At 46.4% G+C, this 25,133-nt stretch carries 23 protein-coding genes; 11 read left to right on the forward strand and 12 right to left on the reverse strand.

Features of this window, described 5'->3' with window-relative positions; genetic code table 11:
• Position 1: 1 nt before the first annotated feature.
• The 4 genes from C0033_RS10375 to C0033_RS10390 all read left to right on the forward strand — a co-directional run bounded on the left by C0033_RS10375 (position 2) and on the right by C0033_RS10390 (position 4,445).
• Positions 2-823, forward strand: coding sequence for a carbohydrate ABC transporter permease (locus C0033_RS10375; RefSeq protein ID WP_103227799.1), 822 nt, complete (start codon positions 2-4; stop codon positions 821-823).
• A gap of 12 nt (positions 824-835) precedes the next feature.
• Complete coding sequence (locus tag C0033_RS10380) at positions 836-1,699, forward strand: glycerophosphodiester phosphodiesterase family protein (protein WP_180994671.1); 864 nt, start codon at positions 836-838, stop codon at positions 1,697-1,699.
• Between the two features lie 3 nt (positions 1,700-1,702).
• Entirely contained in the window at positions 1,703-3,193 is a 1,491-nt protein-coding gene (locus C0033_RS10385) for a sulfatase-like hydrolase/transferase (protein WP_103227801.1), read from the forward strand.
• Between the two features lie 397 nt (positions 3,194-3,590).
• Entirely contained in the window at positions 3,591-4,445 is an 855-nt protein-coding gene (locus tag C0033_RS10390) for a MurR/RpiR family transcriptional regulator (protein ID WP_103227802.1), read from the forward strand.
• Positions 4,446-4,577: 132 nt separating this feature from the next.
• Here C0033_RS10390 and C0033_RS10395 read toward each other — a convergent pair whose 3' ends face one another.
• The 7 genes from C0033_RS10395 to C0033_RS10425 form a co-directional block, all read right to left on the reverse strand.
• Positions 4,578-6,209, reverse strand: a complete 1,632-nt coding sequence (locus C0033_RS10395) for a DUF6259 domain-containing protein (RefSeq protein ID WP_103227803.1) — start codon at positions 6,207-6,209, stop codon at positions 4,578-4,580.
• 32 nt (positions 6,210-6,241) lie between these two features.
• Complete coding sequence (locus C0033_RS10400) at positions 6,242-7,168, reverse strand: glycoside hydrolase family 43 protein (RefSeq protein ID WP_103227804.1); 927 nt, start codon at positions 7,166-7,168, stop codon at positions 6,242-6,244.
• A gap of 17 nt (positions 7,169-7,185) precedes the next feature.
• Positions 7,186-8,643, reverse strand: a complete 1,458-nt coding sequence (locus C0033_RS10405; RefSeq protein WP_103227805.1) for a sulfatase-like hydrolase/transferase — start codon at positions 8,641-8,643, stop codon at positions 7,186-7,188.
• A complete protein-coding gene (locus C0033_RS10410) occupies positions 8,586-10,085 on the reverse strand; it encodes a sulfatase-like hydrolase/transferase (protein ID WP_103227806.1) in 1,500 nt (499 codons plus the stop codon). The genes C0033_RS10405 and C0033_RS10410 overlap by 58 nt, the downstream gene beginning before the upstream one ends.
• A 13-nt stretch (positions 10,086-10,098) precedes the next feature.
• The gene (locus C0033_RS10415) at positions 10,099-10,872 is read right to left on the reverse strand and encodes a carbohydrate ABC transporter permease (RefSeq protein WP_242984476.1); all 774 of its coding nucleotides are present in this window, start codon (positions 10,870-10,872) and stop codon (positions 10,099-10,101) included.
• Between the two features lie 53 nt (positions 10,873-10,925).
• Positions 10,926-11,795: a sugar ABC transporter permease gene (locus C0033_RS10420; RefSeq protein ID WP_103227808.1), complete on the reverse strand. Its 870-nt coding sequence runs from the start codon at positions 11,793-11,795 to the stop codon at positions 10,926-10,928.
• A gap of 114 nt (positions 11,796-11,909) precedes the next feature.
• On the reverse strand, positions 11,910-13,271 hold the full coding sequence (locus C0033_RS10425; protein ID WP_103227809.1) for an extracellular solute-binding protein: 1,362 nt from the start codon (positions 13,269-13,271) through the stop codon (positions 11,910-11,912).
• 467 nt (positions 13,272-13,738) lie between these two features.
• Between C0033_RS10425 and C0033_RS10430 the strand changes: the two genes are divergently transcribed.
• Positions 13,739-14,623 (forward strand): AraC family transcriptional regulator, encoded by an 885-nt coding sequence (locus C0033_RS10430; protein ID WP_180994674.1) that lies wholly within the window; start codon positions 13,739-13,741, stop codon positions 14,621-14,623.
• A 161-nt stretch (positions 14,624-14,784) separates the two neighbouring features.
• Here C0033_RS10430 and C0033_RS10435 read toward each other — a convergent pair whose 3' ends face one another.
• From C0033_RS10435 to C0033_RS10450, 4 genes are all read right to left on the reverse strand, one after another.
• Entirely contained in the window at positions 14,785-15,231 is a 447-nt protein-coding gene (locus C0033_RS10435; RefSeq protein ID WP_103227811.1) for a MaoC/PaaZ C-terminal domain-containing protein, read from the reverse strand.
• A 23-nt stretch (positions 15,232-15,254) separates the two neighbouring features.
• Positions 15,255-16,382 (reverse strand): CaiB/BaiF CoA-transferase family protein, encoded by a 1,128-nt coding sequence (locus tag C0033_RS10440; RefSeq protein ID WP_103227812.1) that lies wholly within the window; start codon positions 16,380-16,382, stop codon positions 15,255-15,257.
• Positions 16,383-16,424: 42 nt separating this feature from the next.
• The gene (locus tag C0033_RS10445) at positions 16,425-17,573 is read right to left on the reverse strand and encodes a CaiB/BaiF CoA-transferase family protein (protein WP_103227813.1); all 1,149 of its coding nucleotides are present in this window, start codon (positions 17,571-17,573) and stop codon (positions 16,425-16,427) included.
• A gap of 69 nt (positions 17,574-17,642) precedes the next feature.
• The gene (locus C0033_RS10450; protein ID WP_103227814.1) at positions 17,643-18,782 is read right to left on the reverse strand and encodes an extracellular solute-binding protein; all 1,140 of its coding nucleotides are present in this window, start codon (positions 18,780-18,782) and stop codon (positions 17,643-17,645) included.
• A 315-nt stretch (positions 18,783-19,097) separates the two neighbouring features.
• Between C0033_RS10450 and C0033_RS10455 the strand changes: the two genes are divergently transcribed.
• The 6 genes from C0033_RS10455 to C0033_RS10480 all read left to right on the forward strand — a co-directional run bounded on the left by C0033_RS10455 (position 19,098) and on the right by C0033_RS10480 (position 24,216).
• On the forward strand, positions 19,098-20,108 hold the full coding sequence (locus C0033_RS10455; RefSeq protein ID WP_103227815.1) for an L-rhamnose/proton symporter RhaT: 1,011 nt from the start codon (positions 19,098-19,100) through the stop codon (positions 20,106-20,108).
• A 29-nt stretch (positions 20,109-20,137) separates the two neighbouring features.
• Positions 20,138-21,220: a Gfo/Idh/MocA family oxidoreductase gene (locus tag C0033_RS10460; RefSeq protein WP_103227816.1), complete on the forward strand. Its 1,083-nt coding sequence runs from the start codon at positions 20,138-20,140 to the stop codon at positions 21,218-21,220.
• 41 nt (positions 21,221-21,261) lie between these two features.
• The gene (locus C0033_RS10465) at positions 21,262-22,140 is read left to right on the forward strand and encodes an amidohydrolase family protein (RefSeq protein ID WP_103227817.1); all 879 of its coding nucleotides are present in this window, start codon (positions 21,262-21,264) and stop codon (positions 22,138-22,140) included.
• Positions 22,141-22,156: 16 nt separating this feature from the next.
• Complete coding sequence (locus C0033_RS10470; RefSeq protein ID WP_103227818.1) at positions 22,157-22,480, forward strand: L-rhamnose mutarotase; 324 nt, start codon at positions 22,157-22,159, stop codon at positions 22,478-22,480.
• A 10-nt stretch (positions 22,481-22,490) separates the two neighbouring features.
• A complete protein-coding gene (locus C0033_RS10475; protein WP_103227819.1) occupies positions 22,491-23,366 on the forward strand; it encodes a dihydrodipicolinate synthase family protein in 876 nt (291 codons plus the stop codon).
• Positions 23,367-23,517: 151 nt separating this feature from the next.
• Complete coding sequence (locus C0033_RS10480) at positions 23,518-24,216, forward strand: GntR family transcriptional regulator (protein ID WP_103227820.1); 699 nt, start codon at positions 23,518-23,520, stop codon at positions 24,214-24,216.
• 187 nt (positions 24,217-24,403) lie between these two features.
• Here C0033_RS10480 and C0033_RS10485 read toward each other — a convergent pair whose 3' ends face one another.
• A complete protein-coding gene (locus tag C0033_RS10485; protein WP_242984468.1) occupies positions 24,404-25,039 on the reverse strand; it encodes an HD domain-containing protein in 636 nt (211 codons plus the stop codon).
• Positions 25,040-25,133: the final 94 nt, after the last annotated feature.

Genomic DNA, 25,133 nt, shown 5'->3' on the forward strand with positions numbered 1-25,133 from the left:
GTTGAAAAGAAAACATGAATTGAATTTACTGAAAACGCTGGCCGCCATATTTATTATCGGAATACATATTTCACCGTTTTACATCATGATTAATATGTCCATGAAAGAAGCGTCGGACCGGAGTTCCAGATGGATGATTTCGCTGAAACCGTATATTCAGAACTATTATAATGCCATGGAGCTTGGAAACCTGTTCCGGGCAATGGGAAATACCCTGTTTATCGTAATATGTTCTGTCATAATCATCGTAGTGGTGGGCGCGATGGCGGCATATCCGCTGTCACGCCATGCCACAAGGAAAAATAAATGGATATTAACCGTTGTGGTAGGGGTGATGATGGTTCCGCAGCTTAGCGTGCTGGTGCCTCTTTACAAAGAAATGGTGGCATTGGGCGGCATAAACAGATTTTGGGGAATTATCATAGTATCGGCCACCTTTCATCTTCCTTTGGCCATCTATATGTATACGAATTTTATCAGTACGGTGCCGAGGGAACTGGATGATGCGGCGCTGATTGACGGATGTAGCAGGCTGCAGGTGTTTTTCAGAATTATTCTTCCCAGCTTAAAAGCGACCACAACCAGCATCATTATTTTGACTGGCGTGGGAATCTGGAATGACTACCAGTTCCAGCTGTATTTTCTGCAAAAGCCGGCGCTCAGGACCATAACATTGGCAATCACCACGTTTTTTACCGATACGAAGCAGGATATGGGAGCGGCAGCAGCGGCGGCGTTTATCGTCGTCCTGCCTCCGGTCATCATGTATATTGTGCTCCAGAAATATTTTGTCAAAGGGGCTATGGACAGCGCTGTTAAATAGGGGAGGATGAAAATGGATTGGAAAGAAATAAGGGACCGGCTTTGTGATTCCGGCGATAAGCGGGTGATGATCGCTTCCCACCGGGGAAAATTCTCGTCCAACGTTATGGAAAATACCTCTCTCGCATTCCATCTGGCTTTAGAAGAAGGGGCGGATATGGTGGAAATGGATCTGGCGATGACAAGGGACGGGAAATTGGCGGCGCATCATGACGATACCATGGAACGGCTGTTTCACGTAAAAGGAACAATCGCTGATTACAGCCTGAATGAATTGAAAGAAATGGAACTTTACAACTATATAGGGGAAGTATGCGAGGAGAAGATCGAATCCTTTGAAGACATATTAAAGGAATTAAAGGGCAGAACTCTTCTTGTCCTGGATAAATGCTGGGACTGCTGGGATGAAGTCCATCGCCTGCTGATGGAATGGGATATGGTGGAACAGGCAGTATTCAAGTTCTATATAGAGGATGACCGGGCGCTGTCATGGGCTTACCGGCATCCGGAATGTATGTTTATTCCCATGCTGAAAGATACGGCCGATCTGGAACGCGTATTTTCACTAAAAAGTGCTTCACAGCTTCCGGCCCTGGAAATACTGCCTAAAAAGATATCCGATGCCGTATTTCAAAAAGAAACATTTGATCTGCTGGACAAAAATCATATTAAGGTCTGGTGCAACTCCCTGAGCCTGGGAAAACGGCTGGTATATGGAGCCGGTCATGATGACCTGAAATCCCTGCGCTATGGCGGAGATGCCGGATGGAGACATCTGATTGAGCGGGGGGTGGGGATTATACAGACGGATTGGCCCTATGAATTAAAGCGGTATATGGAACGGACAGGATTGGGAACTGGGGAGCCGGAGAGGTAGAAGATGAAAAAACAAGTAATATTGATCATGACGGATACGACGCGGAAAGACATGCTTGGCTGCTACGGAAACCCTGCCATGAAGACGCCGAATCTGGATCAGCTGGCGGCCGAGGGGGTCAGATATGAAAATGCGTATACCTGCCAGCCGGTCTGCGGCCCGGCCAGAAGCGCGGTCTTTACAGGAATGTTCCCTCATTCAAATGGAATGGTAACAAACGGCGTGGCCTTGAGAGAGAATGTGAAAACTCTTGGGCAGAGACTTTGCGGGGAAGGCATACACTGCGCCTATGTGGGTAAATGGCATCTGGACGGAGGCGATTATTTTGGCCTGGGTAAGTGTCCGGACGGCTGGGATTCGGAGTACTGGTATGATATGAGGTGCTATCTGGAAGAATTAACAGACCAGGAGCGTTTGAGATCGAGAAAAAAGGAGACCGCATATGAACCGGATATGACGGAAGAATTTACATATGCCCACAGATGTTCAAACCGGGCCATCGATTTTTTAAACCGTTGTCAGGATCAGGACTTTTTCCTCACCGTATCCTACGATGAACCTCATGGGCCGTCTCTCTGCCCTAAGCCGTTTAACGAGATGTATGATGGGTATTGTTTTGAGGATAATCCGAATTTTCAGGACGATTTGAGTAAAAAACCGTTGATGCAGCAGTTGTGGGCAGGAGAAATGCTTCATGCGCCGGCCGGTCAGATAAACCGGCCGTCCGGAGACCTTTCGCTGTTTCTCGGCTGTAATTCATTTGCTGATTATGAGATCGGCCGGGTTCTAAGAGCTGTAAAAGATTACGCGCCGGATGCTTTAATAATCTATACGTCGGACCACGGCGCCATGCTGGGGGCCCACCGCCTGCAGATGAAAAATGCGGCGGCTTACAAGGAAGTTGCCAATATTCCGCTTATTATTAAGGGAAAGGCAAAGGGAAAAACCATATATGATCCGGCTTCCCACATCGATTTGGCTCCGACTATATTAGATTACTTTGGACTGACGTTACCTAAGTGCTTGGAGGGAAAGAGCATGATGAGCCAGATTGCGGATTCCTCCCGCAGGATCAATGATGCCGTATACACCGAATTCACCAGATATGAAGCGGATCATGACGGCTTTGGCGGCCTTCAGCTTATGAGGGCGGTTATTACAAAACGATACAAGCTGGTGATTCATCTGCTGGACAGCGACGAATTTTATGATATGGAAAAAGATCCATACGAAGTACACAACCTGATTGAAGATAATGATTACGCAGATGTGAGGGATCACCTGCACGATCAGCTCTTGGATTTTATGAACCGGACAAGGGATCTCTACCGCGGATACCAGTGGGCGGCCCGAAGCTGGAGGAAGGATAAAAAGCCCGTATGGGAGAATGACGGGTATACCAGGCAGCCGGAAAATGAAGAAAATGAACCGCGCCAACTGGATTATAATACGGGACTTCCTATGAAAGATGCCGTGAGAAAGAAAAAGAGATAGGATTTTATGAGATGGCGGTGAGATTTTGCGCAGCATCTCCAAATAAAAGTGTCTGAGCAGTTTTAACGCGAGATATTTATTTGGTTGTGTATTGCTGGCAGAAGTTCACCGCTTTTTACTTTGTATATCATAATTGACATTTTATACGACACTTCATGGCCTGTTTTTTTCTGTTCTGATCGATTCTGTCCTGCGTTCTCATTTTCTGCGTACTCCCTTACCTGTAAGAAAAAATAGAAAAGTGGAAAAAACATTTTTATTTTACGTATTGGTTGAAAATATTTTTTTATAGTGATATAGTAAAACCAAATTTAAGGTAGAAACAGCACGGAAACAGCGGACAGATGAAAATAATTCGACAAATGAGAGGCCGTCCGGGAGGCGGAAGGGGGAACTTATGCAAGGCGATTTTTTGACTAAAATTAGATCTGCTTCGAACCAGTTTACGAAGGCCGAAAAGAAAGTGGCTGATTTTATCCTGCAAAATCCTAAGAAGGTGCTTTTTATGTCCATTACCGATGTGGCGGAAGCATGTGAAGTGGGGGATACAAGCGTTTTCCGGTTCTGCAAAACCATGGAGCTGAAGGGATATCAGGAGTTTAAGATGATGCTTTCTCTCAGTTTGAGTGAGGGCGGAGATGAGAAAGATCAGTTCGCGGGGGATATTACGCTTAGCGATTCCTTTGCGGAAGCGGCACAGAAAGTTCTGAATACCAATATCAATGCGCTGAACGAAACCTATTCCCTGCTGGATGAGGAGACCGTGGGAAAGGTGATTGACTGTTTCCATGAGGCGAAACGGATCTATTTCTTCGGAGTGGGGACAAGTATGCTGACGGCTATGAAAGCGATGAATAAATTTTTGAGAATTGAGCCAAAGGTTTACTGCATCCAGGATTCCCATATGCAGGCCATGGCAGCTTCCATGATGGATGAGGATGATGTGGCGGTGATCATTTCATATTCCGGCGCTACGAAAGATACCATACATGTGGCGAAGACGGCTGAGGAGACGGGGGCGAAGATCGTATGCATTTCGAGATTTGTGAAATCTCCGTTGACTGCATTTGCGGATTATACGCTTCTCTGCGGGGCCAATGAAGGGCCGCTTCAGGGCGGGTCTACCTCGGCGGAGATCAGCCAGCTGTTTTTGATCGACGTGCTGTATAGTGAATATTATAGGCGGTATTTTGATAAATGCAGTAAAAATAATGAAAAGACTTCCGAAGCGGTAATCGAGAAGATGTGTTGAAATCTTTCTTAGTTCCGCCGCCCGCCCAGGTTTCCCCTTCTTTCCGGCTGTTGACTGGCTGGATGAGGCCCAAAAGAAAAAGTGCTTCCCTTTCGGGATGCACTCGTTCTCTAGCTGTTGGGAATTTTGCCGTTATAGAAATCGAGCGGCATAAGTTTTCGCATCTTGTATGATCTTCTGTACCTTTTCCGGAGAAGTTTGAAGTGTTTGTTCCACAATTGTCAACGTAGGAATGATCCCTTTTCTCAACGGGGTTCTCCATTGAGGATTGGTGCCTAGTTCATGCACACCTGTACTGAACCGACCGGGATCTCCAAGACAAAGGTGTCCAAAATTCCTTGTATAGGTGTCAAATATTGGCGGATATGCTTCATCATGCCAGTGCAGTTTTCCGTCTGTGTGTCCGCATTGCAGAAGAGGAATGCAGGCGGAAAGTCCGTCATACCAGCCCTCACCGGCAATGAGCAATTCCGGATGGTTCTGGCGAAGCTTATGCACAAGTTGCTTTACACCATTGTAAACATTATGATTTGGGTCGTTTTTCCAAATTGCAGCAATATCAAGAAAGACTCCATCGAATCCATATACGTCACAGAGTGTCAGAATTTGCTGGGTCAATCGGTTCTGCCATTTAGGAGCACCTGGATTCAGGCTGCGGTTAGAGCTATGATCATAATGTCTGGAAGCATCCCAGTCCACGCTGGAGCGGTTTATGTTGCCAGATGCTGTTCTCATTTCAGAAGGTTCTCCCCAATGGCTGAATCCATCGTGATGTATACCACTTATGTTGATTCCGAACATGGGCATTACATGTACCCCCAGTTCTTTTGCTTCTTTGCACAATCGGCGAAACCCTTCCTCGCCACCCATGCGTACATCCGGACTATACGCACCATATTTCCAGTAGTACCGCCCTTCCCACCCCGGCAAATAGACCAGGATTCGTTTTGGTTCGATATAAGTACACAGCAGCTTTATGTTATTCAAAATAGCAGCATAATCATTAAAGATATATCCGGTCCAGTGTTGGCCGTGGATTGCAGCAATGAGAGATATCTCTCGAGCCCACGCCGGCACATCCGTACGCTGTTCCCAGGGCACCAAATCATAAGCCTGTTGGATATGTGCCATAAAGGGGCGATATATTTCCTTCAAACTTTTTCTTATTCCGATTTCCCATCTGGGAACCTGAATATGATTGGTCATTTCAGTGGCCAGTTCTTCGTATATTAATTCCGCAGAAAAAGATGTATCGTCTATTTTTTGAAATACAAATGTTTTTTCTCTAACACAATTATCCAAGGATTGAAAATACAGGAAACAGCCATCCGGCTGATTAAACACCACCAATGGAGTTCCTGCGTCTCTCCATCCTTCCGGATATTTGAAACGCAGCCCCTCCTCGGGAATGGGGCGCTTTCGGGCATCAGTCAAATTGATAATATCTCCTACGGGAAATGCGGATACGATCAGTTTAACCGAACGGATTTCCTCTTCAGCATGATCTATAAATCCCTGAAATGTAATACCGGTGGTGTCCTCCTTTGTATCTACCCGGATTTCGGCATATCCCGGTGCAGAAAGCTGGCCGCCTGCAGTAAGCAGCCCATTACATTGTAAAAGGGCGTTGTTTTCGTTGACGGTGACACCGCTCTTTAAAGGATCCAATGAATAGACATTTGTAAAGGTATAAATCATGGCAGAAATATGAATACTGCCGACAATCAGGCTCGCATTTGAAAAAGTGAAACTAAGTTCCTGCATTTTATCCCACCTCACTTAATGAAATTATACCCTCAGACTGTCAATGGAGGGTGGTGCAGCACAATACGATCCTGCTCAAAGTCCATTCGGGTTATATATACCTGACGATTTTCTCCGGCCGTGCTGTAATCGGTATGGGCATGATAGATGCAATAAAACATTCCTTCCGAATCAGTGACAACACTGTTGTGACCAGGACCGGAAATCTGTTTGTCTGCACACAGAATAGGATTATTTCCGTATTTTACAAAGGGTCCTGTGGGACTACGGCTGACAGCTGCTCCTATTCCATAGTATATTGAGCCAAAATAATTTGCCGAATACATCAGATGATAGTATCCATTATGCTTTACCACGAAAGGGCCCTCATTCCAAAATTGGTTGTTTTCAGGCTCTTTTCTCTCCCATGCCTGCTCCGGCTTGAGAATACAACAGCCCTCTCCCTTGACCGTAATGAAATCGTCCCCCAGCTCTGCAACCCAAATGTCAGCTTCCTTGGCTCCGTTCACAATATGATTTGCACCGGCTCTGGAATAATACAGATAGTTTCTTTCTCCGTCCTTTAGGATATGCGCATCCAGGACTCCGTATCCGGGGTCAAACATTGGACGTTGATTGTAAACATCCAGAAAGGGCCCTTCCGGTGTGTCAGAAACGGCTACACCTATTCGCAGCTGCTCCTGCGAATATATTTTCCACTGCGCAGTATAGTACATATAGAATTTGCCTTTGAACTCATATACTTCCGGAGCCCAAAAGCAGGAACCTCCAAAGCTTTTATCCGTTGCACGATAACATATCCTGGGATCCGACCAATCCGAAAGATTATCCGATTTCCAGCAATAAAATCCATGGAACCTGCTGGTTGCATACAGATAATAGACCCCTTCATGCCTCAGTACATAAGGGTCTCCAATATTTGTAATAGGCACTGGATTCTTTATAGTTCTTATATTCATATCCGGTAGGCCTTTCCTTAGTATGCGGCTTCCCGCATTGGCAAAGGATCAGCAGTAAAGGCCATTCTGTTTGCCATAGTCTCCAGCATCATTATCTTTATATTGACATATGAGGCATCGTTGTAAAGATTTAACCGTTCCTGAGGATCCAGATTTAGGTCGTAGAGTTCTCCCTGATTAGAGGAATGATAATAATTAAGTTTGTATCGTCCGTCAAAAATCATGGTTGCAAAGATTTTAACGGTACCATGACGCATAGCGTTGTAGTACTCACAGTATACTGTCTCCCGAAAACAATCCTCTGCATCCGGTTCCGTTAACAGCTTGTAAAAGCTCTTTCCCTGCATAGCGGTATAAGGAGGCAGCTGTGCAATGTCCAACAACGTAGGTGCAATATCAACTAATTCAATCATGGCTTCACGAACCACACCTTTTAGAAAATGTCCCGGCCAGCTGATGATGAGCGGTACTTTAACCATGGGATCATAGAAATATCCGCCTTTGAGGTATATTCCATGATCTCCCAGCATTTCACCATGATCGGATGTAAAAACAATCACGGTATCCTCATACTGATTGGTGTCTTTTAGCGTTTGCACAACTCTTCCTACTTCTTTGTCCAGCTGTTCGATCATTGCATAATAGGCCGCTTTGATTAAAAGGTGGTCTTCCTTGCGCATCGCATCGTATGCAAAATTGCCCTTGGTAGAATAGGCTCCTTCATGATCAACCTGCTGGGGGGCGGGCTTGTGATCCAATTCTCCCGGTTGATAATTAGGCAAATCCTCCGTCGTAAGACGGGCAATATACTTTTCCAGCAGTTCCTTGGGTGGATCAAAATCGTGATGCGGATCAAAAAAGTTCAGCGAGAACATCCATGGATTTTCAGGGTAAAGGCCAAGCGACTGAATGAACTCGATCGCCATTTCTGCACACCAGTGGCTGTGGGAATTAACGGTATCCGGTCCAATATAAACATAGGGAGAACCGCAATACGGAACACGATTATATTCTTGTCCCCGGGCAGCAAGCCAAATGTTATATTCATTATTAGCCCAATTGCTCTTCGCACCCCGAAAGTCCGGATGGTGAGACCAATGGAATACACTGTATCCATCGTCTATCCTGGGCTCACCGGATACACACACACTGGTATGACAAGGTGCAATGTGCAGCTTTCCGGACAATCCAACGGTATATCCGGCATCTGCGAACAATTTCGTCACCAGCTTCTCCTGCCGGGGCATCCGCTGGCCATTTTGACGGACTCCACATGTTCTGGGATAACGGCCTGTTAGGAATGATGCCCGGGAGGGTGCGCACACCGGACTCTGGCAGTAGGTATTACGCATCAGAACACCTTCGGCCGCTAGCTTGTCAATATTTGGTGTATCCAGCCGGTCATTGCCATAACAACTTAAAGCATCGTAGCGTTGCTGGTCTGTGCATATGTATAGAACATTCGGCCTGCGCATTGAGAATCAACTCCTTCCTTCACATCATACTCCAACAAAAAGTCATCCAAAGATCGCCTCATCCGGTTCAGTACTGGTAAGCTGTCCGGATCAAAGACTAAATTAGTTATTTCATAGGGATCTTTCTCCAGATCGTACAGTTCCTCTATTTGATTAATGTTGCGGACATATTTATACCTGCGATCTGACCAGGCATAAGCGCGGTGGGGAATGTGGTGACCATAGGTTTCAGCGAATAAATACTCCCGCCAAGGCGTATTCCGGTTGGTAAATAACTCCAGAATATTCTTTCCGTCCACCTTTTCGCGAAATTGTGTCCCTGCGGCTGCCAGAAGCGTTGGAGCCAGGTCAACATTGCTGATCAATTGGGTTCCCTGGGAACCCGGCGGGATCACACCATCCAAACGCATAGCAAATGGTATGCGCAGCACTTCCTCTGCCATATAGGCATCCTTGTCAAAATGACCGCCGTGGCTCCCGATGGCATCGCCGTGGTCAGTGGTCCATATCACCATGGTATCTTCCATCATCCCCAACTCTTCCAGGGTGTCCAAAACCTGGCCGCCTGCTTCGTCGGTCATGGTGATCTGTGCATAGCATCGTGACAGTGTCTCAGCATATCGGGACCAGGGGGCAGGATTGTCCTGAAGGATTCGATAGTCCCGGCTAATGCCCTTAGCGGCTTCGAATCGATAGATATCCGGCTTCATCTTCAAATCATCTCGAAAGCTGGGATACTCCGGAATCTGCTCCGGAGGATACATATCCGCATATTCCCGGGTAGGGAAATAGGGTTGGTGAGGACCCCAGAATTCCACCTGCAGACAGAAAGGACGGTCACTGTCTTTTAACTCCCGCAGCTTACTGCAGGCTTCGTGGGCAAGGAAGAAGGCCTCATGAGTCTGCTTGGGGGTGACCAGAATTCCGGAGGCACTTTCGTTCATGGTTTTGCGATCCAGCACCTTTTCCTCGCCTTCCACAATGTCATCAATCCATCCGGGGGTACACCAGTTGTGCTCAATCAGTGCCCGGGGGAAGGGTAGCTGCTGTTCGTGCAGATATTCTTGATACCGGGGCAGCAGATAGGGGCTGCCGTAATCCTCACAAAAGGTGCCTTCTGCTCCGAAGTCCGCAGGAGTTCCCCTGCCGGTGTGCCATTTTCCGTAATAGAAAAGGTCATACCCGGCATCCTTCAGTGCCTCCGGATAAGTCTGATGGAGGTATTGCTGTGCATTGTTCTTATACTGCTTGTGATGGCAGGTATGAAGTCCGGTAATCATAGTACGCCGGGAAGGAGCGCACAGAGGAGTGGAACAGTAGACTTTATCAAAAGAAACACCCTGCCGTGCCAAACGGTCGAAATTAGGGCGGCGGATATAAGAGGCATCATGACCGTAATAGGCTTGATGGTCATTGACCAGTAACACAATATTTTTCTTCATAGACAACCCTCCTTCATTTCACGGAGCTGTCAATCTGCCCTTCGATGATATAGCGCTGCAAAAATAAATACAGCAATATCACCGGTAAGATTCCTACCACACACAAGGCACAGGCCTTGGGTACATTAGGAATACCGTTGGACAGACTGAAAGCATTTTTGATTTGTAGTATAATCGTGTGCTTGGATTTATCCTGTAACAGATACATAGGCATCAGATATTGATTCCAAGAGCCGTTGGCGACTACAATGATACGTGTTACCGTAATCGCCTTGAGTTGGGGCATAATGATGTAGAAAAAGGTCTGCAGTACACTGGCGCCATCGATGGTAGCTGCTTCATCCAACGCCCTGGGAATGGATGAAAGAAAGTTCACATAGAAAAACATAGTGGCGGACATACCGGTAGCCGCCAACAGCAGCCCCAGTCCCCAAAGGGTATTGACCATTTTCGTTTTGACCATCAGTGAATAGGTACCCACCAGCAGCGTTACCCGGGGGATCATCATAATGGTCATGCTGCCGTAGCGCAGATATTTAGCAAATCGTCCTTTGCTTCTGGCAATGCCGTAGGCCGCAAGAGCACCAAAAACGATCTCCACTGAACAGGTGATAACTACCAAAATAATGGAATTAGCAAAGCCCCGCCAGATGGTACCCTCCCGGAAGACTGCAATATAATTGCCAATGTTAATAATCCGGGGAAATTGGAGCTTGGAGCCAATGTCCTGAACAGTACGCAGGGACATAGTCACCAGCACATAGATGGGCAGCAGATAAATTAGCACCAAGGCAATGGCTCCCGCGTAGGTCCAGACAGAGGTTTTCTTGTTCAGACGCATCAGTACTCTACCTCCTTCTTTCTCAGATACGCATTTACAGGAAAGGCAATCACCATAATCACGAGAAAACTTACAATGCCAAGTGCCGAAGAATAGCCTGCCTTTTCATCGTTGAAATACAGCGTGGAAATGTAGTATGACAGGGACATGGATTCCCGGTTGGGGCCGCCGCCGGACATGGATGCAATCACGTCGAACATCTTGAATCCGTTGATCAGATTGGTCACAACAGCTGTGGTAATGGAGGGGATCAGCAGGGGAAGGGTGATCTTTTTGAACATCTTCCATTTTCCCGCACCGTCGATCATCGCAGCCTCCTGATACATGGCCGGAATGTTTTGCAGCCCTGCCAGATAAATCACCATGCATAGTCCCAGATACTGCCAGGAATTGACCAGTGTAATCATCACTACGGCACGCCAACCGGTTTTCATCCAGTAAACAGGCTCCAGCCCGGCCATGCCCAGGATCTCGTTGAATACACCACCTTCGTACTGAATGAAATAGTAAACAATCTGGCCCATAAGAAAGGCAGAGATCATAATGGGTACATACACAATAGCTCTGACTGCATTGCGGCCAAAGAATTTCTTATTTAGAAACAAGGCAATGGCTAAGCCGCCCACATTTTGCAGCAGAGTGGAACCAAAGCCATAAATCATGGTATTTAAGAGTGATCTCCAGAACACTTTATCGGTAAACAGCTTTTCAAAATTGTCCAGACCCACAAATTTCATATTCTGGGAATAGCCATTCCATTTGTAAAGGCCTAACCGCAGGGCATTGACAAATGGTATACAAACGAAGCAGAAGATCAAAAGCAGCCCGGGGACTGCGATTAGAATGTATTTTCGCTGATTTGACTTCATGGTACGTGTCCTTTCATGGGTAGCTTCAACAGGTGGGACAGCAAGCTGCTGTCCTGCCCGTTCTGCATTCGCGGATCACTCCGGCAGTTCCGGGGACCCGCTGCTACTTAAAGCTTATTCTGCGTGTGCTGCCTCATACAGATCCTGATAGTTCTCCAACAGCATCTGCTTGACTGCCTGGATTCCCTGCTCAGAGTAATCGGTGGCCAGCATACCCATACCGGACTTAAACACATTCCACATACCGGAAGGCATATACTCTCTGTCCCAGAAATTATCGTAAAGGATGTTGTCTCCGGCACATTTTTCCTTCATAATGGTGAAGTACTCCAGAATCTTGCTGTCATCGGTTTCCATAGTAGGCTTCATGCAGTTGACAGTACCGGAAGCTACTGCAAGTTCGTTGGCGTTTTCAGGTCTGGTCAGGTATTCCATGAATGCCTTGGCAGCTTCAGGATTTTTGGAATCCTTCCACAGACCAAATGCATCACCCTCACCGATAGCCACAAATTGCTTGCCGCCTTCCTTGGAGGCAGGAATCGGGATGATGGCATAATCCCCGTCAGGGTTCAAGGTCAGGCAGCCCTGCAGCAGAGCACCGCCCTGTGCAATCATAAATGCTGCCTTGTCGGAGGAGAAACGCTCACTGGTATCGGTGTTATTGATGGTAGCAAAGTCCTCAAACATATAGCCCTTGCTAATCCAGCCAGCCAACTCCTCAAGCCAGGGAACAAAGGACTCGAAGTCGTAGCTGCCGTCAAGCATAGCTGCAGAGTCTTCTGCCAGCTCGCCTTCGTAGCTGACCCAAGTGCCAGCCGGATTGGCCATGGTGGCAGGCACAGGAGCAGAGGCAATGGGAGTAAAGCCTGCGGCCTTGATCTGAGCACAGATATCGTCAAAATCATCCCAGGTCTTGATGGAGTAGATATCCACATTTGCCTGATCGCATACACCCTTGTTGACCAACATGCAGGTGTATAACTCAGACGGCATGCAGACATAGATTTTGCCGTCATCATCCGTGATCGTACCCAGTGCAGATTCGTCATAATCTGCAACCCAGCTCTCGCCGGATAAATCTGTCAGATATTCCTTGTAACGCAGGATAGACCAGCCATGTGTCTCAAACACATCGGGCAGCAAATTAGATGCCATTCGAGTCTTCATGGTGTTTTCATAGTCATCGCCATAGGATGTTACATCCACATTACAACCGCTTTCTTCTTCAAAACGGTTTACAATGGCATTAAAAATATCCAGAGAGCCGCCGGAATAACGGACTGCAATTTCGATAGCAGCGCCCTCGTAGGGCTTTGCATTAGAGGTTTCCTTGTTTTCTGATTCTGCTGCACTGGTTTCGGCCGGTGCATCCGTTTGTTTAGCAGCCGTCTCACCTGTGTCAGTGGTAATTTGGCAGGCTGCCATAGACATTATCAGGCACAATCCTGCTGTTACCGCAATGATTTTCTTTTTCATCGTATCTCCTCCTTGTTTTTAATAATTATTATCAGATACCTGAAGGGTATCCGTTTTTCTTCTTTCGTTTCCAGCCGTGTTGTTGTATAATAAAAATAATGTCAGAGGCGCCTTTTCTTTCGGAAATATTCGGAATTTTCTAAAAAAAGAAAATAAATCCGTGTTTAGTTCAGCAAATCAGGAACAAATCAATTAGGAAATGATTGTTATTTTGAATGGCATCCGGTTTTCCGGAATCTGGAATTCTCCTTGCTGCCAGAATAGGAGTATAGATCTTAGGATGTTTCCTCTGTGGTTGCTGTAGTTAATTTATAGTGTAATTGCACAACAAAAACTATATTTTGGATTTTGCATTGTGCATATTTTCTTCTGCTTGCTTGGATTATAGCATTGGGAGATGTATTCGTCCATACACATTCCTGATGAGTTTATAGACAAAACTGCTTTCTATGGGAGACGAGAATATTATGATTGAGATTTCGGGATATTGGCGAACTGTTCTTAAAACGATGGGTACTCAGGATGATTCCGAACCGCTAGTCATTAACTGCTGCGGATATCAAAAATTTATTACCAAGAACCTGTTTGTAAACAGAAAATCGGGGCGGTTGGATTATCAACTGATTTACATTTCTCAGGGCAGCGGTTTCTTTCTTCTAAATGGTGAATCGAAAAAGCTGTCGGAAGGCGAACTCATTCTTTTCCGGCCCCACGAACAGCAGGTATATTCGTATTATTATGAGGATAATCCCATTGTATACTGGATTCACTTTACTGGAAACAATGTGGAATCTCTTTTAGAAACCTTTCAAATCCGTTCCGGGTATATCGGTAATCACGCATCCATCATCAAGCTATTGAGTAAAATCATCACAGAGCTTCAACTCAAGAAGTCTGGCTACAAAATGGTAATCGATTCCTACTTTCAAATTCTGCTTGCTACCATATACCGTTGTAAAAATGATATTCTTTCTAATGATAGAAATTCCAAATTGATGGATTCTCTAATTATACAACTCAATGAGCGTTATCAGCAAAACTGGACTGTGAAGGAAATGGCCCAGTTCTGCAATTTAAGCGAAGGATATTTCGCCCATTATTTTAAAGAATCAACGGGATATGCACCAATGCAGTACTTGACAAACCTGAGGATTTCCAGAGCTAAATACTATTTGGTGGAGACAGATATGTCTTTGTCCAGCATTGCACCGCTGGTCGGATATAAGGACCCGCTCTACTTTAGCCGTGTGTTCAAAAAAACAACCGGACTTGCCCCCAGAGATTATCAGAAGAACTACGGCAGCGTGGAGCATCCCGGAACCGAATCACCAGCGAGATGGGAATCGTTCTGATAAGGAAGAGTGCGAAACGTATACTGGATGGAATGTCAAGTTCCAAAGATTCCTGGGTCCTAAAAACGCGAATGTTCTTACAGAGAGAAAGAAAAAGGGGTCTGACGCTTCACGATTTTTTCATCGTGAAAGCGGCAGCCTCCTTTATGTAAATGTGCTGTTTATGCCGGTTTTTTCATGCAAGACATAATATGATCGCAAACCATAACCAACTGTCCGTCCTGTTTGTAAATCTCCAGCGCTTCCGTAATAAATCCCTGATCCGGATGTTTAGGATTTTCTCTTTTTTCCTTTAAAATAACTTTAACCCGGATCGTATCCCCGATAAATACCGGATTGATAAAACGCAAATGGTCATATCCGTATGAAAACGCGGCCGGATTGATTAAATTGGCTGCCATTCCCACCGCAACTGAGAAAGTCAGTGTGCCATGGGCGATTCTCTTTCCGAATTCCGTAGTTTTTGCAAATTCCGCGTCCATGTGGTGTGGGAAAAAATCTCCGGTCTGTCCTGCGTGAAGGACGATGTCTGTTTCTGTGATGGTGCGTCCGATGGTCTCGCGGACGCTTCCCACTTCATATTCTTCATAATAAATAGTCTGTTCCATAATGAATTTCTCCTTTATTCTGCTTAAATATAGTTTTTATTGTGCTGCCCGATGGATGGGGTGGCTTTTTGGCTTTTATAATGTTCTTTATCGATGGTGATGGGGCAGCGGGTGGTGGTGAATTCCGTTCCCTGTACGGTGCGGACGGTTTGAAGCATATCCAGGGCCTGAAATCCTTCTGTTTCAAAAAGCCGGTCCCAGGTAAATGTATCCGCACACCAGATATCCGCCGGTTCCAGTTTGGAAAGCCAGTATTCGGTGGTCTGTGTTTTCAGATGATCCGCCAATATTCCTTTGATCTCATCCCTTTTGCTACACCAGGTTTCCGGGTCTGTATAGGATAGCAGGGCTTCGCAGCCGGTCAGCTCACCCAGAACGGGAATCGGGACCATGGCTACCGCCAGATAGCCGTCGAATGTTTCGTAAATGCCGTAAGGGGCGTTGATATAGCCGTTGGCATTATTGATAGAAGAGCGGATGGGCGGCTGGTGCCCGTCATTTAAATAAGTAGTAAAGACTTCAAACTGCATATCCATGATGGATTCCAGCATGCTGACATGGACGTTAGAGCCTTCTCCTGTGCGTCCGCGTTTGATGAGGGCGGCTAAAATTCCCTGAGCCAGGTGCTGTCCTGCCACCAGATCGGCGATAGACAGTCCAAATGGGGTCGGCGGCTGGTTTTGATTGCCGTTTAACCAGGTCAGTCCGGATAAAGACTGGACCAGAAGATCCTGTCCGGGTTTTTTACTCCAGGGGCCTGTTTTTCCATATCCGGTGATCTCACCGTAGATGATGGAGGGGCATTTCTCTTTTACGGATTCATAGTCCAGACCCAGCTTTTCCACCACTCCGGGGCGGAAATTAACTACCATGACATCCGCTTTTTTTATCAGCGCCCAAAGGCTGTCTCTGGCGGATACATCTTTTAAATCGATAGCGACTCCATCCTTATTCCTGTTGATGGCATGAAACAGGGAACTGTCGTCTTCAATGCGGAGATTGGATATATAAAGGGTGCGGCAGATATCGCCGCCCTCCGGCCGTTCCACTTTAATTACATGTGCGCCTAAGTCTGCCAGGCGGAGGGTAGCAGAGGGGGCGGATAAAAACTGGCTGAAATCCAGTACGGTTATTCCTTCTAATGGTTTCACTTTTTCCTCCATTTCGCCGCAGCTGCGGCAGCGTTTTTATGGTTATTGGTTCAGACTGAATTCCCTGATGATCTGTTCCGTGTGTTGCCCAAGGGCCGGGGCGCAGGTTTCATCCCGGAAAGGTTCACTGCCGAAGCTGATCGGACATCTGGTGGTATAGATGTCGGTTCCGCCCGGCCGTTTTACGTTGAGCAGCATGTCGAGGGAACGGAATTGTTCGGATTGAAGAAGCTGATCCCAGGTATAGACGTCGGAGCACCAATAGCCGTTTGTTTCCAGCAGATCCAGCCAATAGGAAGTAGTGTTGGAAATCAGATGGCTTCCAATGATACGCTTGATCTCATCCCGTTTTGTAAACCATTCGTCCTGGTCTGTGTAAATATCCAGGGAAGAGCAGCCTAAAATGCGGCCTAACTCGGTGACCGATCCCATCGCCAGGGCGATATAACCGTCTGAGGTCTGGTAAATGCCGTAAGGAGCGCTTAAATAGGCATGGGCATTGTGGTATTCGCTGCGTTTCGGCGGTTTATGGCCGTCATTTAAATAAGTAGTGATGACTTCAAACTGTAAGTCTAAAACGGATTCGAGAAGGCTCACCTCCACCTGTCCTCCCATACCTGTGGTGAAGCGGCGGAACAGGCAGGCCATAATGCCTTCTGCCAGATGGATTCCCGTGTAGGAATCGGCTAATGACAGGGCAAACGGCATAGGAGGCTGTCCGGCGTCCCCGTTTAACCAGGCCAGGCCGGAGATGGACTGAACCAGAAGGTCCTGCCCCGGCTTTTTGATCCAGGGGCCGGTGGAGCCGTAGCCGGTGACCGTTCCATATACGATCTGCGGGTTGATTGCTTTTACGGATTCATAATCCAGGCCCATCTTTTTCATGATTCCGGGACGGAAGTTTTCAATCATGACGTCTGCTTTGACGATCAGTTTCTTTACCATCGCCATATCTTCCGGCGATTTCAAATCGGCGCAGAAGCTCTCTTTATTTCTGTTAATGGTCTGGAACAGGACGCTGTCGCCCATGCTTTCCAGATTATGTAATTTCATCGGCCTCGATCCGTCGCCGCTTCCGGGCCTTTCGATTTTAATGACTCTTGCGCCCAGGTCGGCCAGGCGGAGGGCCGCAGACGGCCCGGCTAAGTACTGGCTGAAATCCAGGACAAGCATCCCTTCTAATGGTTTCATATCATTTCCTCCATGTCGCCGTAAAAGCGGCGTATTTACCGGTAAAAGCTAGGGCTATACCGGATTTTCCTATTTTTTGGATGTCCGGTATAACTGGTTCATCTGTTCCAGAACTGCGGCAGGGTCTCCGCCGTTCATCACGTAATCCCGGACATAATCTCCGGCATGATCCTGGAAATACAGATATCCGCTGTAACGGGGGCGGAGATAAGCGTTATCCAGGGTTTTCAGAGTGTCTTTAAAGAAATTCATGGTCATGCTGTTATTAATCTCATCCAGCCATGCCTTCCGGTGTCCGGGTTGACCGCCGTTTTCCGTATATAAGGTAGTTTGAATCAGTGGAGAGGCCGCATATTCGGCAAAGCTGACCGCCGTATCCCGGTTCCGGCATAAGCTGGAGACCGCGAGGCCGGTGCCTCCCAACACGCTTTTTAACATCTTTCCTTTATAAGTGACCAGATCTCCGGCTTTTAACGGATTCTTGCAGTAGCCGCGGCGGGAGTAGTTGGTATATCCGTATGCAAATGGGCAGTAGGCCAGCGTATTGTCTTCGGCCAAAGCCTCATGCACCTGAATTGGGTCCCAGTTAAAGATATCTTTTTTACAATAGGAGGCCAGCTGGCGCATGGTTTCCAAAACTTCAACGCCAAGATCCTTATCCACGATCATATCTTCCTTATCAAAGAAATTGTCGGTTGAAGTGGAGCAGAACATATAGAAATCCATCAGCAGGTTGAGCGGAATTCCGGAATAGGCTACGCGGCCTTTTTTTGCCAGTTCCAAAACGTCTGAAAAGCCGGCCGGAACCATTTCTCCCTGCTGTGAAAAATAATCGGGGCGGTAAACTGCCACTGGGGTGGCTGCATCGATTGCCAGTGCGCTCTGGAATCCGTTGAAATTGTAGCTCATATGAGAAGCGCCTACGGAATTGGCTTTCTGGTCGTCCAGATATTCTTTAGAAAGATGCTGCTCCAAAGGAAGCAGAATTCCTGTAGTCGCAGCAAAGCCGGCCCATGGGTGATCGATCACCAACAGATCGTAGGACTTAGCCAGATTTTCAATCGGCGCATCGGCGAATTCCTGAAGGGAACGTTTTTCCCATTGTATAGAGACTTCCGGGTGGAGTTCGCAGAACCTCTGTGAAACTGCAACGATTGATGTATAGCCCCGGCTGTGTGACCATGTGATTCCTTTTAATTGAATGCTCATGAGAATGACCTCCAAAATATGTATTTATGATTTAAAAGTTGGTACTACCAAGAATGAGCGAAAAAGGTAAAATGAAATGAATTGGTACTACCATGATTGCATTATAGACGAGTAAAAAAAGGCTGGCAATGTTAAAAATACACAAAAAATATGGAATTTAACTGTAAAAAACATACATTGACATAACGGAGTGTCTGAAATATGATAAATGCGAACGGTACGTTGGTAGTACCAAGAAAAGTTTATCGATAAACAAAAAACACCGCATCAGCAAAAACAAAAATATGCCGCAGAGGCGGCGGAATCGAGGTCAGGATGGCATCAGCATTTTTAGTACTTTTATTTGCCTGTTTGTTTCAGGGGAGCTTTGGTATTTGTTTTAAGAAGTACCAGCCATTTTCATGGGAAGCGTTTTGGGTATTGTTTTCCATAATAGGGGTATTGTTTATTCCCCATATTTGGTGCATGATTGAAGTGCCGAACTATATGAGCTACATAAAAGCAACACCGATAACTACATTATTATGCGGAGCATTAGCCGGTTTCTTCTGGGGAATCAGTTCGATCTGGTACAGCAAGGCTATTGACATGATCGGAGTTTCCCTGGTAACGGGAATTAACCTGGGATTGTCCAATCTTCTGGGAAGCTTTGTTCCTATGGTTATCTTAGGAACCTATCCTTCCGCCAGAGTCATGATCGTACTGCTGTTAGGACAGGCCATTCTGTTAGCAGGCGTGGTTGTGCTGTCAAAGGCAGGTTTTATGAAAAATGGAGACAGCAGCAGTCAAAAGAGCAAGGAAAAAGCGGGTTCCTCCGTATTTGTAACAGGACTTATTATGGCGTTGGCATCAGGAGCCGGATCAGCGGCTATCAATATCGGTGCAACGGCGTCCAATTATCCTGTTAATCTGGCGGTTGCGGACGGCATCAACTCCACCAGCGCCAGCTTATTGTCCTGGGTAGTGGTATTTGCAGGTGGTTTTCTGGCAAACTTTGTGTATGCCGTGATAAAATTATTTAAGAACAAAACTTACACCGATTATACAAAGCCGGGTTGTGGACAAGCCTACTTTAAAGTGGTGCTCACTTCAATCGTATGGTTCTCGGCGCTGGCGATTTATGGTAAGGCAACGGCTCTTTTAGGAACCTTGGGACCTGTTGCAGGATGGGTTGCATTCAACGGTCTGGCTCTGATCATTGCGAATATCTGGGGCTTTTTGGACGGAGAATGGAAGGGATTTGAGAAAGCTAAAAAAGTTGCGCTGTCAGGAAATGCAGTAATTATCGTGGCACTGGTTGTCGTAGGCATTTCAAATGGATTATAATAAGAAAAGAAAACTGGGAGGTTACAGTCATGGCAAATAAAATTGAAGAGTTGAATTACGTACCGGAGATGCCGAAAAAGGCTAAAAATATAGTAATTATAGGAGCAGGCGGAATCGTAACAGGTTCCCATCTTCCGGCTTATCAGATGGCCGGTTATCCGGTGGTGGGAATTTATGACCTGGATTTTGAGAAGGCAAAAAAGGCAGCAGCTGACTTTGGAATACCGAATGCAGTTGACTCCGTAGAAAAGCTGATCGAATTAGGAATCAAAGAAGACGCGGTATTTGATATCGCAGTTCCTGCTTCTAAAACCGCAGGAATACTGAAACAGCTTCCGGATCATGCCGCAGTGCTGATGCAGAAACCCATGGGTGAAAGCATTGAACAGGCAAAAGAGATTCTGGACATCTGCCATGAAAAGGATCTGACGGCAGGGGTAAACTTCCAGCTGCGCCAGGCGCCGTATATGATCGCGGCCAGAAAGTTGATCGCAGACGGCGTGATCGGAGATATCGTGGATATCGACTGGCGTGTGGTGGAGCTTCATCCGTGGCATCTGTGGAGTTTCCTGTTTGGCCTTGAGAGAATGGAGATCAATTACCACAGCATTCATTATATTGACTGCATCAGAAGCTTTGTGGGCGATCCTACAGGCGTGTACTGCAAAACCATGCAGCATCCTAAGATGACAGCATTGTCACAGACCAGAACTTCCATTATCATGGATTACGGCGACACTTTGAGAGTAAACCTTCATATCAACCACAATCACGACTATGCTCCTGACTATCAGGAAAGCATGATGAAGATCGAAGGAATGAAGGGCGCGATCCGCATTCAGCTGGGTCTGATTTTAGACTATCCGACAGGAAGACCTGATAAGGTGGAATATATCACGGATGACGGCAAGGGCTGGAGAACTCTGGATGTGAAGGGAAGCTGGTTTAACGAAGCATTTATCGGAACCATGGGCGGACTGATGAAGAAGCTGGAAGATCCGGATTATCATTACATGAACAGCGTGGAAGACGCTTATCACACCATGTGCGTGGTGGAAGCCTGCTATCAGTCCAATAAAGAAGGCGCAACTCCGGTTGCCTATAATGAATAAATAAAATATATGCCGCTGTCCGCGGCGGAAGCGAGGTTTTTATGAAGATTATTGATACCCATTTACATATCTGGAACCTGAAGGAATTATCTCTGCCCTGGCTCGACGGGGAAGGGGAGGTCTTAAACAGGACCTATACCCCGCAGGACTACAAAGGCGCTCTCAGCCAGGATGGAAGTTACGAGGTGGAAGGTGCGGTTTATGTGGAAGTGGATTGCGCGAAAAAGGATAAAGAAAAGGAAAATAACTTTATCATCAGCCAGTGTCAGAATCCCGAAAGCCTGTTTATGGGAGCCGCCATCTCAGGAGATTTAAATGATCCGGGATTCAGGGATTATCTGGAACGTTTCAGCTCCCCCTATGTAAAGGGCGTCAGACAAGTGCTTCATGTGCCGGAGGCTCTGCCGGGAACCTGCTTGAAAAGCGGCTTTCTGGATAATGTACGTTATCTGGGCAGCAAAGGAATGAATTTCGAAGGATGTGTGAGAAATGGAGAGCTGGACGATTTGTACCGCATGGCAAAAGAGTGCCCGGAAACGGTAATTGTGCTGAACCATATGGGAATCGTAGATCCTGATATCATATCCGCAGAAAATCCTTCCGAAGAGGAAAAAAAGTACAAAGAGGCCTGGATCAGCAATATTCATAACCTGGCATCCCTTGAGAACGTGGTATGCAAGATTTCAGGCCTGAATCCGGCCGGGGAGTGGAATACGGAGACTCTGCGCCCTGCCGTGGATATCGCTCTTAACAGTTTCGGAGAAGACAGGGTGATGTTTGCAAGCAATTTCCCGGTATGCAACGTGGCAACCGGGCTGGCTCCCTGGATTGACGCCCTGATCGAAATTACACGGGGCCGGGGCGGGGAATTCCAGGAAAAATTATTTTATAAGAATGCAAAGAGGATTTACCGTTTATAGAGAAGGAGAAATTATTATGGCAGAAGTAAAACGTTACGGCAGCATCTCAAGACTCACACCGGAAAAAGCTGATTATTATAAATCACTTCATGCGGCTCCATGGAAACAGATCAATGACATGATAAAGGAATGCAACCTTCAGAACTACTCCATTTACTGTCATGACAACTATCTGTTTTCCTATTATGAGTACGTGGGCGAAGATTATGAGGCCGATATGGCAAAGATGGCGGCCGACCCGGAAACACAGCGTTGGTGGGGCGAATGCGTACCGTGCATGAATCCGTTATCAGAAGACGGTCCGTGGATGGATATGCAGGAAATATATCATTTAGATTAGAGGTCTGGCAATGAAAAAACTTTATGTGGCGTCAATCACGCCGTTTGATGAAAATAACAAGGTCAATGAAAATGCCCTGAAACAGTTATGGGACAGAAATATCTCCGAAGGGGCGGACGGTTTCTTTATCGGAGGAAGCTCCGCAGAATGCTTTCTTCTGACAGAAGAGGAGCGGCTTCATTCCTTTGAACTGGCGTCCGAATATCTGGACCGGACGGAGATGATCGCCCATGTTGGCGCAATCAGCACCGCGGAAGCAGTTGCCTATGCAAAACGGGCAAAAGAGCTGGGAATCGGTCAGATTGCGGCTACGCCGCCATTTTACTTCGGCTTTTCGGAAAAGGAAATTGCAGGCTATTATTATGATATCGCAGAAGCGGTGGATGCGCCTGTTTTATATTACAACATTCCAAGCAGCACCCACAGGGAATTAAACTTATCCCATCCGGATATCCGGGCGCTTTTAAAATCAGGAGCGATCGGGGCTGTGAAGCACACCAACTTAAATTTATATCAGATGGAACGAATCCGCAGCATCAATGAGGATATCAAATGTTTTGGCGGATTTGAAAACTGTATGGTGGCATTTCTGGCTTTTGGATGCGACGGATTTATCGGAAGCAATTTCAACTTTATGCTCCCCCAGTACAAACGGATCATGGAACTTTACCTGGATAACCGGGGAGATGAGGCGCGAAAACTGCAGACAAAGTCCAACAACATCCTGGATGTGGTCTTGAAAAACGGCCTCTGCGCCAGCTTAAAATATATCGCGGCGCTTCAGGGAATTGAAGCGGGAGATGTGAGAAAGCCTATGAAACCGCTTGATCAGGCGCAGAAAGAAGAAATCAACCAGGTGTTAAAACAGTATCTGGAAATCATCTGACAGCGATGCCAAAACCGGATCGGACATTCGGATATGAGCCGCAAAATCTGGGGCTGTTAACCTTTCGGCGGGACATTTTCTGTTGGACATAAGAGGAATGGGTATGATATTATATTAGGCAGAAAGTTACACCGGAAGAGGAGATGTCGGTATGGAATGTGAACCGTTAAAAAAGACAACATTAACAGAACAGATTATAGAACAGATTGCGGGGATGATCACCTCCGGCCAGTTAAAGCCGGGCGATAAACTTCCCAATGAACGCGATTTGGCAGAGATGTTTCATGTGACCAGAAGCAGAATCAGGGAGGCGTTAAGGGCTCTTTCTTTGGTTGGCATGCTGACCATCAAGCCGGGCGACGGAAGTTTTGTCAGTGAAGAGGGCATGAAGCTGCCGGAAGAAACCGTGATGTGGATGTATTACCAGGAGATGCATAAGCACGATGAGGTCTATGCGGCCAGACGCCTGATTGAAACGGAAGTCTACCTGACCTGCTATGACAATAAAACTCCTGAGATATTGGCAAAACTGGACGAGTTCAGAGACCGGCTTTTGGATATGGAGATTGAAGAGATGACAGCGGAAGAATTTTGCCAGATTTTAACGGAGATCGACACTTATGTGGGAGATGCCTGCGGCAACAGTATATACGCCAAGCTGATGCAGATCATGGTTTTGATGAGAAAGGAATCGGCTATAAAGATATTGTCTCTGGAATCGTCAAAGGAAAGCGCGGTGTTTTACCGGTGTAAGATTTTAAATTCTTTTCATCAGGATGACAGGGCCAAGGTGAAGAAATGTCTGAGCGATTTCTTTAAGTATTCGATTAAGGAGATTTCTATGCATTGAGAAGGGAAGGCATGAAATAAGAGGCTGGTGCAGAGAGTTTTTTGTGGAGTAAAAAATGTTGGAAAGAAGGGATTCCCCGGATTGACGGGGAATCCTTTTTTTGCAGCTATTGACCAGCTGAAAATGAAAAAGATTTACATCAATCTTGTGTACGCTCAGTTTTAAATAGCAATTTAGTACAGTAAGACTATTCCTTATCCAGGCATTCATTAAGCAGGGATCTGCCGGTTTGGTATGTTTCTTTCACTTCAGTGATTAAGCTATTATAAAAAGCAGCGGCAGCATCCTGCCGCTGTCCGGCTATTTCTGCACCTCTGGCCGTGTGAAAATTGGAATAAAGACGTTCTAGTTTGTGCTTGAATTCGTAGAAAAACGATGGGGTATCATCATCTGTTCCATCGGATATGGTGCCGTTTGGCGATATGGTATAAAGCGGTTCTGATAAATGGCCTTCATAAAGCAGCGTGCGGGCTATGCCGACAGCACCTGATACATCAATCTTATCCGCATCAAACAGGATTTTGGCCTCCAGGCTTTCAGGAGGAGCGGCTTTACGGAACCGGTGTGATAAAATGCACTGGCGGACTTTTTCTGCAAACTGCTGCTCAAAACCATGGTTGGTTAAAAAACGATATGCTTTTTCTGAACCAACTTGGGCGTGACATAATTTGGGATTATCAAACTGCTCCTGCCTTCCGATGTCATGGAGTAAGCAGGAGGCGATTAATACATCATAATCAACATGAGATTCTGTTTTTGCAATGTCTAATGCCAGGTAGAGTACACGGTAGATATGTTCTTTGTCGTGGGCGCTGTCCTTCATGCAGGAAAGCATGTGGTTTTCGAGAAGGGCGTAGGTTTGGGTATTCATTATTTATTCTCCTGATTGTGGGCGGTTGTAATTGAGGTTTTTTGAA

The organism is Clostridium sp. chh4-2 (assembly GCF_002899675.1).
Taxonomy (GTDB): Bacteria; Bacillota; Clostridia; order Lachnospirales; family Lachnospiraceae; genus CHH4-2.

Excerpts from the sequence above, each read along its gene's own strand:
- C0033_RS10380 (WP_180994671.1), top strand. The coding sequence starts at position 836 with ATGGATTGGAAAGAAATAAGGGACCGGCTTTGTGATTCCGGCGATAAG.
- C0033_RS10385 (WP_103227801.1), top strand. The coding sequence starts at position 1,703 with ATGAAAAAACAAGTAATATTGATCATGACGGATACGACGCGGAAAGAC.
- C0033_RS10390 (WP_103227802.1), top strand. The coding sequence starts at position 3,591 with ATGCAAGGCGATTTTTTGACTAAAATTAGATCTGCTTCGAACCAGTTT.
- C0033_RS10395 (WP_103227803.1), bottom strand. The coding sequence starts at position 6,209 with ATGCAGGAACTTAGTTTCACTTTTTCAAATGCGAGCCTGATTGTCGGC.
- C0033_RS10400 (WP_103227804.1), bottom strand. The coding sequence starts at position 7,168 with ATGAATATAAGAACTATAAAGAATCCAGTGCCTATTACAAATATTGGA.
- C0033_RS10405 (WP_103227805.1), bottom strand. The coding sequence starts at position 8,643 with ATGCGCAGGCCGAATGTTCTATACATATGCACAGACCAGCAACGCTAC.
- C0033_RS10410 (WP_103227806.1), bottom strand. The coding sequence starts at position 10,085 with ATGAAGAAAAATATTGTGTTACTGGTCAATGACCATCAAGCCTATTAC.
- C0033_RS10420 (WP_103227808.1), bottom strand. The coding sequence starts at position 11,795 with ATGAAGTCAAATCAGCGAAAATACATTCTAATCGCAGTCCCCGGGCTG.
- C0033_RS10425 (WP_103227809.1), bottom strand. The coding sequence starts at position 13,271 with ATGAAAAAGAAAATCATTGCGGTAACAGCAGGATTGTGCCTGATAATG.
- C0033_RS10430 (WP_180994674.1), top strand. The coding sequence starts at position 13,739 with ATGATTGAGATTTCGGGATATTGGCGAACTGTTCTTAAAACGATGGGT.
- C0033_RS10435 (WP_103227811.1), bottom strand. The coding sequence starts at position 15,231 with ATGGAACAGACTATTTATTATGAAGAATATGAAGTGGGAAGCGTCCGC.
- C0033_RS10445 (WP_103227813.1), bottom strand. The coding sequence starts at position 17,573 with ATGAAACCATTAGAAGGGATGCTTGTCCTGGATTTCAGCCAGTACTTA.
- C0033_RS10450 (WP_103227814.1), bottom strand. The coding sequence starts at position 18,782 with ATGAGCATTCAATTAAAAGGAATCACATGGTCACACAGCCGGGGCTAT.
- C0033_RS10455 (WP_103227815.1), top strand. The coding sequence starts at position 19,098 with ATGGCATCAGCATTTTTAGTACTTTTATTTGCCTGTTTGTTTCAGGGG.
- C0033_RS10460 (WP_103227816.1), top strand. The coding sequence starts at position 20,138 with ATGGCAAATAAAATTGAAGAGTTGAATTACGTACCGGAGATGCCGAAA.
- C0033_RS10465 (WP_103227817.1), top strand. The coding sequence starts at position 21,262 with ATGAAGATTATTGATACCCATTTACATATCTGGAACCTGAAGGAATTA.
- C0033_RS10470 (WP_103227818.1), top strand. The coding sequence starts at position 22,157 with ATGGCAGAAGTAAAACGTTACGGCAGCATCTCAAGACTCACACCGGAA.
- C0033_RS10475 (WP_103227819.1), top strand. The coding sequence starts at position 22,491 with ATGAAAAAACTTTATGTGGCGTCAATCACGCCGTTTGATGAAAATAAC.
- C0033_RS10480 (WP_103227820.1), top strand. The coding sequence starts at position 23,518 with ATGGAATGTGAACCGTTAAAAAAGACAACATTAACAGAACAGATTATA.
- C0033_RS10485 (WP_242984468.1), bottom strand. The coding sequence starts at position 25,039 with ATGAAGGACAGCGCCCACGACAAAGAACATATCTACCGTGTACTCTAC.